At 37.1% G+C, this 10849-nt stretch carries 9 protein-coding genes; all 9 read right to left on the reverse strand.

Translation table 11 applies throughout. From position 1 onward, the window contains the following. Nucleotides 1-26: 26 nt before the first annotated feature. Nucleotides 27-449: a VOC family protein gene (locus tag OZP11_RS04110; RefSeq protein WP_281233954.1), complete on the reverse strand. Its 423-nt coding sequence runs from the start codon at nt 447-449 to the stop codon at nt 27-29. Between the two features lie 176 nt (nt 450-625). After that, nucleotides 626-1078, reverse strand: a complete 453-nt coding sequence (locus OZP11_RS04115) for a hypothetical protein (RefSeq protein WP_281233955.1) — start codon at nt 1076-1078, stop codon at nt 626-628. Between the two features lie 214 nt (nt 1079-1292). Next, complete coding sequence (locus tag OZP11_RS04120) at nt 1293-1928, reverse strand: hypothetical protein (protein ID WP_281233956.1); 636 nt, start codon at nt 1926-1928, stop codon at nt 1293-1295. A 345-nt stretch (nt 1929-2273) separates the two neighbouring features. Continuing rightward, nucleotides 2274-2465 (reverse strand): hypothetical protein, encoded by a 192-nt coding sequence (locus OZP11_RS04125; protein WP_281233957.1) that lies wholly within the window; start codon nt 2463-2465, stop codon nt 2274-2276. 97 nt (nt 2466-2562) lie between these two features. Next, on the reverse strand, nt 2563-4548 hold the full coding sequence (locus OZP11_RS04130) for an alpha-L-arabinofuranosidase C-terminal domain-containing protein (RefSeq protein ID WP_281233958.1): 1986 nt from the start codon (nt 4546-4548) through the stop codon (nt 2563-2565). Nucleotides 4549-4569: 21 nt separating this feature from the next. Further along, nucleotides 4570-6009 carry a glycoside hydrolase family 28 protein gene (locus OZP11_RS04135; RefSeq protein ID WP_281233959.1) on the reverse strand — a complete coding sequence of 480 codons (1440 nt, stop codon included), beginning with the start codon at nt 6007-6009 and terminating at the stop codon, nt 4570-4572. A 132-nt stretch (nt 6010-6141) separates the two neighbouring features. After that, complete coding sequence (locus OZP11_RS04140; RefSeq protein ID WP_281233960.1) at nt 6142-7701, reverse strand: glycoside hydrolase family 28 protein; 1560 nt, start codon at nt 7699-7701, stop codon at nt 6142-6144. Nucleotides 7702-7724: 23 nt separating this feature from the next. Next, the gene (locus OZP11_RS04145; RefSeq protein ID WP_281233961.1) at nt 7725-9362 is read right to left on the reverse strand and encodes a sodium/sugar symporter; all 1638 of its coding nucleotides are present in this window, start codon (nt 9360-9362) and stop codon (nt 7725-7727) included. Between the two features lie 320 nt (nt 9363-9682). Further along, nucleotides 9683-10816 (reverse strand): acyltransferase family protein, encoded by a 1134-nt coding sequence (locus OZP11_RS04150; protein ID WP_281233962.1) that lies wholly within the window; start codon nt 10814-10816, stop codon nt 9683-9685. Between the last annotated feature and the right edge of the window lie 33 nt (nt 10817-10849).

Here is a 10849-nt window from a genome sequence, read left to right on the forward strand (position 1 = left end):
GGCTTTGCAGCAAAAACTGACAGACGTTAATCCTCCGGAATAAGCTCGGGATTATAAACAATCTCCCAGGTATGTCCGTCAGGGTCCTGAAAATACCCTGCGTAACCTCCATAGAATGTATCAACTGCTTTTTTGATTATTTTGGCGCCTGCTTTTTCAGCAAGATCCATTATGGTATCGACTTCATCCTGGTTTTTAACATTATAGCCAATCGTAAAATTTACTTCTGAAGAACCTTCTGTCGAAATTCCGGTATCATTTGCAATACTTTTTTTTGGCCACAAAGCCAATTTCAATCCATTTTGCAAATCAAAAAAGGCAACGGCACCAAACTCAAATTCTTTCCCTACAATTCCTTCAGTTGGAAATCCAAGTCCGTTCTGATAAAATTCAACCGACTTTTCTAAGTCTGCTGTTCCAAGTGTCAATACTGAAATTCTGGCTTTCATAACTTATCTTTTTTAGTTGTAAATACCACATAAAATTAAACCGAAAACAATCATTTCGGTTTACATAATCATTTTAAGGATTTACAAAATAAGGCTCTGCTATTTCACATGCTTAAAAATAAAAAACCTCCAAAATCAAAAGACTTTGGAGGTTCTGTATTATAGTGTTATGCTAATTACATTTCGTTCAATTCGTTGAACTCGTGTAAAGATTTTAATGTGTTTTCGTAGAATAAAATCGCAGCAATAAGATTTCCTTTATCAGAGTAAGGCATCATTTTTCTTTGAAACTCTACAGTTGTGTCAAGGAAAGTAGATGTACCAACTGCTTGGTTATCTAGGATTTTCTTGTGATCAGTATCGTCCGGAATACCTAAATCTGCCATTGTAACACCTGGTTTAGTAACCAAAGCGATGTAAGGAAGAGTTTTAACCAATACTTTAATACGCTCAATGTACAATTCCAAAAGTTCTCCTTTTTGCATACCGCTTAATTCTTTTTGATCGTGGTATTTGCGGATTAGGGCTGTTGTACTAATAATACTTCTTGGGGCGTTTTTTGCCTGCGCTGAAGCAGCTGCAGTTGTCAAGAAGAAAAAGATACTTAGTAAAAATAATTTGCTATTCATTTTCTTAGTGTGATTTGTTTTTGATAAAAGCAAAAATATATAAATTAACTTAAATTACAACTTTATCGACTTATTTTTTTCTAAAATTTACAATATTTTCTATTCTTTTACGTTAGGCGCTGCAAATGAAATAGTGCAAAACTGTATTACAGAAGCTGTACAGCCGTTTTCGGGTTTTTAGAAAATTTTTTAAGTATGCGAAACTTATTACGTTCTAGGACTTTATTATTCTAAAACGACCCGGATATTTGATCCAAAGGCTCTTTTTATTGCCATAATAGTCCATAAATTCTTCGCAGACAAACACGGCATGCGCTTTTGACCATGCAACAACGCCGCAAAATTCACTTCCCGATTCTCTTTTCAGCTTTTGAACCTGTTTGTCTAATTTAAATCCTAAGTATTTGTAGATTGTTGGCGTGTAGACTTCACCGCTTTCCAGATCATCCAATGCTCTGTCAAAACTTTCTTCTTTGTCTATAATCTGTTTGTACTTTGCCATTACACCGTAAGTCAGTATGGCATATTCTGTAATCATTTCGCTGTCGCAGTTGTCTTTGATGAATACAAAACCGGCAGATATTCTGGCTCTGTTTAATTCGGCCTCACTAATTTTAAATGATGCGTTGTTTTTTAATGTTATGCTGTATGAATTATCTTCTAATTTTTCAGATACAAACAAATTATCTAATCCATATACATTTAAGGATGCCTTAATAAAAGCAATCGATGAGCAGTTTGTGCGTTCTCCTTGTTTAAAACTTTCGAATATTTTTTCTGAACTCAGCTGGGCATACGAATTAAAACAGGCAAATAATGAAAATAAAAATATTGAAGTAACAGATTTCATTGTAATATAATTTTATAATGTTTCCCGTTTTCTTTTGGGATTGAAATTGATTTTACAAATCTATAAAAATCAACTAATATTCTTTTTCACTTTTAAACAAAAATTATGAAGATTCCAGCTGTTAAAGGCCTCAAAGATGCAAACAAATGAAGCTGTAAAGTCAATAAACAAGTGCTTTCGTACTAAATAGCAAATTAAATCCCAATGTTGAAATTCCAAATTCTAAAAACTTTGATAAAATTCAATAAACAAAGCCCAAAATTCCAAATTTGAAATTTCCTTTATAATGGCAGTTTTAATTCAGAACATAAAAAAGCCTCAAATTACTTTGAGGCTTTTGTGTTTCTATTTTTTCTCTTCATTTTGCAGTTTATCATCAAAATCCGGTTCTTCACCTTTGAATTTTTTGGTATCAGCATCATAATTTTCATCGTTTGTTAAAACTTCTTCATGATCTTTGTACTGATGTTTTCTGGTATCACTGCGATGATCATCACCCTTGCTGGTGTTTTTCTGAGGTTGATTATTTACGGCCATAATTTCTAAATTTAAAATGTTTTTTAAAATTACCTGAAATAGGCTGAACCTCACTTATATAATCCTTCCTTAAAATTATAAAATCATACTGTTGGCTTTAGTTATATTTCAACTTTACAACCGTAACCGAATAAGCCGGCAGTTTTACCTGCTGTGCTCCTTTTGTTACTTTATATTCGCTTTCTTTCGGACTGATTTTCTTTGGATCCGTAAAAGTGTTTTCATCATTAAGATTCGCACTTGCCAATGTAATGATACTTCCTTTCGAAGCTGTTTTTGTTCCTTTCAAATCAAGATTTACTTCCTGCGGAGATTGTGACGTATTAACCACCTTTACTATAATTTCTTTGGTATTAATGTCTTTTACAGCCGATGCATACAAATTGTTTTCACCAATAAGCGGTTTTCCATCCTTTGTAATATTTAATAAATCAGTTCCTTTATTTGTCGAAAAGAGCTTCTGAACATAGTAATTGGCAGATCCGTACGATTCCAGATTATTAAACCAGATCATGTCCGGCGTCCACTGCCAGGCGTCCTCATGAGCCATCAATGGTGCATAAGACGTTAGCTGAACCACTTCGGCGTTTCGTTCCAGTCCGGTCATGAAAGCAGCCTCAGAAAAAGCACACTCCCAGTTGTTTCGGTTATTCGGGTTGGCACCGGAAACACTCTGTGCCGCATATTCTCCGGCAAATATTTTGGGCCCTTTTCGGTCATAATTATCATAACGTCCTGCGTTTTCCCTAAACCACTGCGGACTCTTATAATAATGTTCGTCTACCAGTTCTGCATTCAGTTTTTTAAGTTCAGCCATTGCGTAATCAAAATGTTCGCCGTCTGGAGAAGGGCCGCTTCCTGATACAATAATAATGTTAGGATATTTTGCTTTTATTGCTTTTTCAAAAACCTTAAATCTTTCGATATAATCCGGTCCCCACTGCTCGTTTCCAACGCCGATATATTTAAGGTTAAACGGTTTTGGATGTCCCATATCAGAACGGATTTTACCCCAGTTTGTAGTTACCGCTCCATTGGCAAATTCAATTAAATCCAAAGCATCCTGAATATACGGATCCAGTTCATCCATTGGTGCTAATTCGCCTGTGTTATATTGGCACGCCATACCGCAGCTAAGAATAGGCAGCGGTTCTGCCCCAATATCTTCTGAAAGCTGAAAATATTCAAAAAATCCCAACCCGAAACTCTGGAAATAATCAGGAGTTTGTTTGTGGTTGAATTCTACATTCCAGCGGTTCATCATGGTCTTTCTTTCTTCCACTTCTCCAATTGATTTTTTCCACTGATAACGGTCAGACAAGGTTCTGCCTTCTACAATACAGCCTCCCGGAAAACGTAAAAAGCCCGGTTTTACATCGTATAAAAGCTGTACAAGGTCTTTACGAAGCCCGTTTTTTCTGTTTTTCCAGGTATCTTCGGGGAAAAGCGAAATCATGTCCAGATCGATGGTTCCGTTTCCTTCAAACGTAATTTTGAATTTTGCTTTTGCTTCGGTCTGAGAAGCTTTAAACTGCGAAGTATATTGGGTCCATTGATCGGATTTTGGAATAATACTCGTTTCTCCAATCACTTTTTGATCTTTATCAATTAATTGAAAAATGATTTTTTTGACTCCACCGTTATGATTAGCCGCTTTAAGCGAAAGGTTGTATTGGGCATCTTTCTTCACTCCCATTCCCCTGAAACCTTCGTTAATCAGAGCATATCCTTTGTCATTGTTGATTTCGACCCTGCAAAAATTAGAGTTATTTTTTTCCTGCGAAAGTTTCACCGGCGATGCGCTCCCTGATTCTTTATTCATGGACGATCTTTTGGTATTGGGTTGTTCCCATCCCATTAAAGGTTTATCGAATTCGAAGGATCTGTTTTTGATCATTTCGGCATATAAACCGCCGTCTGCAGCAAAATTAATGTCTTCAAAAAACAAACCGAACATAGTGGGCTGAATTTTGGTAATCGATTTTGAAGCATCTACAACTAATGTTGTTTTTTGTGCATGGGTATACAAACCGCTGAAAAACAGCGAACAGATAATGGTTTTGGTTAGAAAGTTATTTTTCATAGTTTTTGAATAATAAGCTGATTATTTTTTTACGGCTTCCAGTTTTTCAGGAAAAGCCGATTGTCCGTCTAAATTAGTAATAATAAGATTATCTACATTTTTACTTTCGACTGCATATTTAAAATAATCCGGTTTGTTTTTCCCCCATTGCACCGTGCAATTCTGTACTTTAATGCGTTCGGCATTATCAAAATAAAATCCCGAAGTACTTCCTTTCACAAATCCTTCTAAGTTAGAAGGACGCCTGTCATATACTCCTCCGGGATAATTTGTTGTTTTATCTATAAATACACTCACATTATCAAAAACAATATTCTTGATTTTGTCTTTTGATTCGCCGCTTACATATACGCCGTTTTCTCCTGTACACTGGATATTAGAGAAATAGATATTTTTTATTTCACCAACTTTTCCTTCTGTCGCTCCTTTTGGAAAACGCCAGTTGGCATCTTTATGGTTTCCTTTTGCCCTGCTGTATGCCGTAACATAAATTGGTTCTGCTTTTCCCCACCAGGTATCAGTCGTTAAGCGGGCTTCAACAATGATATTCGAAAAAATAATATCGCTTACAGTTCCTTCATCACGATTCTGGATTCCTAGTGCTCGGTTGCTGTTTTTGATGATGCAGTTATCAAAAACCACTTGTCTGATGGCATCCATGTTTTCTGATCCAATTTTAATGGCACAGCTGCTGCTTGTCATGGTGCAGTTGGTTACGGTAATGTTCTCGCAGGCTCCGAATTCTTCAAATTCACGTCGGTTTTTCAAGCAGATACAGTCATCACCGCTTTCGATATAACAATCGCTGATTCGTACGTTTTTGCAATGGTCTAAGTCGATTCCGTCGCTGTTGCGTACTTTTAAGCTGTTCAGGAGCGTAATACCGCTTATTACAACATCGTTACAGCCCACTAAATGAACGGTCCAGTAAGCTGAGTTTCCGATATGCACATCTTTAATCCTGATATTTTTACCGCCGATAATTGTAAGCACGTGGGGTCTTGGATCAAGAACATCAAAAGGTTTTAAAACGTAGGCGTCTTCTTGTTCTTCCCCCATAAAAGAAATTCCGTTTCCGTCTATTTTTCCATTTCCGCTTATACTGAAATCTTCTACATTTTCGCCGCCAATCCATATTGTGCCTTCTCCCGGATTGGTTCTAAAAGCACTCTTGGTATAGAGTTTTTCATCCGGACTTGCCAGCAATTTTGCTCCGGCTTCGATATGAAGGTCGACTCTTGATTTTACATCAAAAGGCCCGGCCAGAAAAGTATAAGGTGCCGGAATTAAAACTCTTCCGCCTGTTTTGCTGCAGGCATCTATGGCTTTCTGAATCGCTGCGGCATCATTGGTCTTTCCGTCTCCTTTGGCTCCGTATTTCTTTATGTCATAGATTTTTTGTGCCGAAACTGTTAACGAAAGGCAGAAAAGCAACAGTGTGATGATAGATTTCTTTTTCATTTCTTATAGTTTTAATCTTTATTTTAAGTTGTTTCACGCAGATTTAAAAAGATGTAAGCAGATCTTGCAGATATTTTAGAAAAAAATCGATTGAAATCTGCTTAAATCTGAAAAATCAGCGTGAAACTAAATTCAATTGACCGGCAGTTCGAATTTATTCTGCTCGGGTTCGGTTTTTCTTTTTAAAGATTCGCTGTCCAGATTATCCGAAATAACATCTTTAAAAACAATCTGATTAATTTTATCCGATGGAACATTGATTTCCTTCATCGCAAGTTTTTTTACGTCATCAAAAACAAAGGCGGGACGAAAATCTTCTTTGTCCAGAATCAGTTTTATGTTTTTCATTTCGATTCCGTTTACATGGCGGACATAAAAGCCCCACGAAGGCAGTTCGCCAAACATGGTAAATTCAGGATAGCCTTTTATGTTTTCTTTTACATCTTTCAGCCGGCTTAAAGGATGATAGGCCATTCCTTTGGATGCTCTTCCCGGATAGATGATCTCGATGTTTTCCAGAATCACATTTTCAATCGAATGTCCCGGAATTCCTGCAATTGAAGCCGGAAAAGGATTATGGAAATAATCTACTTCGGGTCCGCGCAGATCGTAATCGATATCCGGACGGCCGAAAGGTATTTGCGCTTTTACATTTTTAATTGATACGTTTTTAATATATCCCGGTTTGTCTCCGTTGCGATGTCCTAACCTGATCAAAATTGCATTTCCGGTATTTACAGCAGTTACATTTGAAACTTTGATATTTTCTATTTCGGCACCGTCCACAGATTCAATGGCAATGGCAGATCTGAAAGTATCAAAAACGGTGATATTTTCTATGGTTACATTTTTAAAACTTCCGTAAGAACCTGTTCCAAATTTCACAGCATTGGCACTGGATCTTATGATACAATTGGCAATATAGATATTGTTATTTTCCAGTCCCGGCACTTCTGATTTTAAACAGATTCCGTCATCGGCAGTATTTACGTTACAGTTCGTTATTCGGACATTCTCACAGCCGTTAACGTCAATTCCGTCATTGTTCCAATAGGCTCTACTTTCTACTTTCATCGAGTCTACAACAATATTGCGGCAGTCTGTAAAACAGTTCACCCAGCCCGGACTGTTTTTAAGTGTAATATGGGTCATGACAATTGAATCGCATTTTACAAACGAAATCAGTTTTCCTCTTCCATCTTCCGGGCGCATTCTGCGGTAATTGTATTTGGGATCAATTCGCACTCCTGTATGGTGCAGACTGTCGATTGCCAGTGCGAGTTCCCTGCCCTGTCCGTCTATAATTCCTTTTCCGTTTACGGCAATATTTTTGGATTGATACGCTATAATCAATGCCCTGATTTCCTGATATTTTGGGTAATCATCCGGATTGATGCTTCCTAATAAAACAGCTCCTTCTTCCAGATACAATTCGACATTATCTTTCAAAATCAAACTTCCGGAAAGGTATTTTCCTTTTGAAAAGATTACTTTTCCTCCTTTATTTTTATAAGCTGCATCGATGGCTTTCTGAATCGCTTTTGTGTTTACTGTTTTACCATCGGCCACAGCGCCAAACGAAGTTACCAGGTACTCTTTCTTCTTTTGGGCATATATTTCCTGATTGATACTGAACTGAAGAAGAAAAAGCAAAATCAGACAGTTTCTAAAAATTATTTTACTGTTATTCATACTCTTAAGTATTAGATCTAAAGTTACCAAAAAACCGTGTATAAGGCCACTAATATGCCGCAGATGATGAAAGATCCGATAATAAATTCTGATGATACTTTAAACATAGAATTATCAACTTCGATACGGTGTGTTTCAGACTGCTGTTCCGGTTCCGGTTTAACAAGGCTGATGACAACCATAATTAATACGATAATGAAAAAAACAATCGTCATTCTGTCTAAGAAAGGATAATCAGGAAATGCACCGTTTGTCCACATAGGCAGAAATTTTAAAACTGCTGCAATTGGTACTGTCAGTAATGCCCCAATAAGTCCGGCTGAAGGCGTTGTTTTTTTCCAGAACATTCCCAGCAGGAAAACAGCTAAAACTCCAGGTGAAAAGAACCCTACATATTCCTGAATAAACTGGTATGCCTGATCTAATGATTTTAATGCCGGAGCTACAAATGCCGCGATAATCATGCAGACTACAACGCACCATCTTCCGGTACGAACAAGTTTTTTTTCTGATGCTCCGGAATTGAAGTATTTTTTATAAATATCTAAAGAAAATATGGTCGAAATACTATTGGCTTTTCCGGCCAGCGAAGCTACAATTGCCGCTGTTAAGGCCGCCAGAGCCACGCCTTTTAATCCGGCAGGAAGTAAATTCATCAACGTTGGGTAGGCATGATCCGGTTTTAAAACTCCCGAAGCATCTACCATTTCGTGCTGAAACATGCCGTTTTGATGCATTACAAACATGGCGATTCCGGGTAAAACGGCAATAATGGGCACTAATAATTTCAGGAAAGCAGCAAACAAAATTCCTTTACGGGCCGTTTTTAAATCGGCACCAAGGGCTCTCTGAACGATGTACTGGTTACAGCCCCAATAAGCCAGATTATTAATGAGCATACCGCCAACCAAAACCGACATTCCCGGAAGTTCATTGTAATGAGGATCTGATTTATCGAGAATCATATGCAGATGTCCCGGAGCTTCGTCTGCAATTACAGCAAGTCCTTTTAGAATATCTTTTCCAAAACCAAATTGTTCCGAGAGTAAAGTTAAGGCCAGATATGTCGTTACCAATCCGCCAAGAATTAATACAATTACCTGAAACATATCAGTATAACCTATTACTTTCATACCGCCTAAAGTAACGATAACAGAAAATAAACTAAGTCCTATGACACAAAACTGAAAGCTTACGGGTGCAATTGACGAGATTGCCAAAGCACCTAAATAAATAATCGAAGTCAGGTTAACAAATACATAAATCAAAAGCCAGATTACGGCCATAATCGTACTTACAGTCCCGCTGTATCTTTTGGCTAAAAACTGCGGCATGGTAAATATCTTATTTTTAAGATAAATAGGCAGAATAAACATGGCTACGATAATTAAGGTGGCAGCCGACATCCATTCGTAAGAAGCAATAGCCAGTCCAATAGCAAATCCCGAACCACTCATGCCGATAAAATGTTCTGCCGAAATATTAGACGCTATCAGCGAAGCTCCAATGGCCCACCAGGTTAAGGAACCTTCTGCCAGAAAATATTCGTTGGAGCTGGTCTGGGCATTTTTTCTGCTTCTGTAAATATACATTCCGTACGAGGTAACAATGACGAAATAAATAAAGAAGACAATGTAGTCTGCGGTTTGTAATACATTCATAAAGTGTGGTTATTTTGTGGTTAGTCAGTAAAATGTATTTTTATTTAACACATAGGAACATAGTTTTAATGTTTAATAAAAAGGTATTTCATTTGTTTAAATGCACATAGCTATGTGTAAAAAATTAGTTTTTTATTCAATCCTGTTTTTATTCTTTCACATAAAAAAAACTATGTTTCTATGTGTTTAAAATCTACAAGCAAAAGTTAAACACACAGCTATGTGTAAAAAAACTAATTTTCTATTTTCTCCTTCATTAACTCTCTGCATTGAAAAAAAACCTATGTTTCTATGTGTTTAAAATTATCCTTAACAGCTTTCTATATCTTTAAAAACCATTTTTTCTTATATAAAAAGTACAGTAAAATAAGCTGTACCATCGTAACAGATAATGCTGCAAAAACCGGCTGCCATATAAGAGGCAGAAACTCAATAAGACCGCCAAAAACATAATCTGCAGTATGTTTGAAATCAACAAGACCTTCGGCTGCGATGTAAATCAGAATCGAATTTGAACCAATTAAAATAAGTGGAAATGCCCATTTATGGAGACCCAAAAGGTCAATTATCACATAGAAAAAGATAAAGAACAAAATACTAAAGCCGCCTACAAAACAAACAAAAGAACTCGTCCATAAGTGTTTGTTGATTGGAAAATCAAAATCCCAAAGAATTCCAATGAGAATTAAAAGAATTGCAGACAGCGTCATCGTCAGCAGTTTTACATTTATCGAATAATAAATTCTGGCTCTCAAAAACGTTCCCGAAAAAACACCCAGCAACGCCGTAGAAACTGCCGGAATAGTCGACAAAATACCTTCCGGGTCATAAACCGTGCTGTGAAGCCTGCCGGGTAAAAGCAATCGGTCGATGTAAGCTTCCAGCGAACCTTCTTTGGTTAAAACACCGGCTCCAAAATCAGGAACCGGAACCCATTTCATCGCTGCATAATAACCTAATAAAATGCCAATACACCAGATTACCTGCTTTTTTAAATCAAAATTGAGATAAATAATTCCCGCCAGAAACCAGGCAATACCTATTCGGCCCAAAACACTGGCAAAACGGGTCTGATCGAAACCATCAAACTTTAGCAATCCGTTTACTACAAAGCCTAATACAATAAGTATACAGGTTCTCCTGAGCATGGAGAGGTATATTTTTTGTTTTTCTTCTGATGGCAGATCATTTGCCGTTTTTACTCCTGCTGACTGTATTTTTTTATCAAAAGAATATGGCATTGAAAATCCGGCTACAAATAAAAATACCGGAAATATCATGTCGTAAAAGGTTATTCCGTTCCATTCTGCGTGATGTAATTGCGACGACATCCAGACAAAAACCGGAATCGGTGCAGCTTTCGCCAAGGCATGTATGATATGTTCCCCGCTCATGATCCAGAACATAACGAAGCCTCTCAGGGCATCCAGGGAAAGTAATCTGTTGTTTGTCATTTTTTTGTGGTCGTTATTAGTAGTGGTCAGTTT

The sequence above is a fragment of the Flavobacterium gelatinilyticum genome (assembly GCF_027111295.1).
Classification (GTDB): domain Bacteria; phylum Bacteroidota; class Bacteroidia; order Flavobacteriales; family Flavobacteriaceae; genus Flavobacterium; species Flavobacterium gelatinilyticum.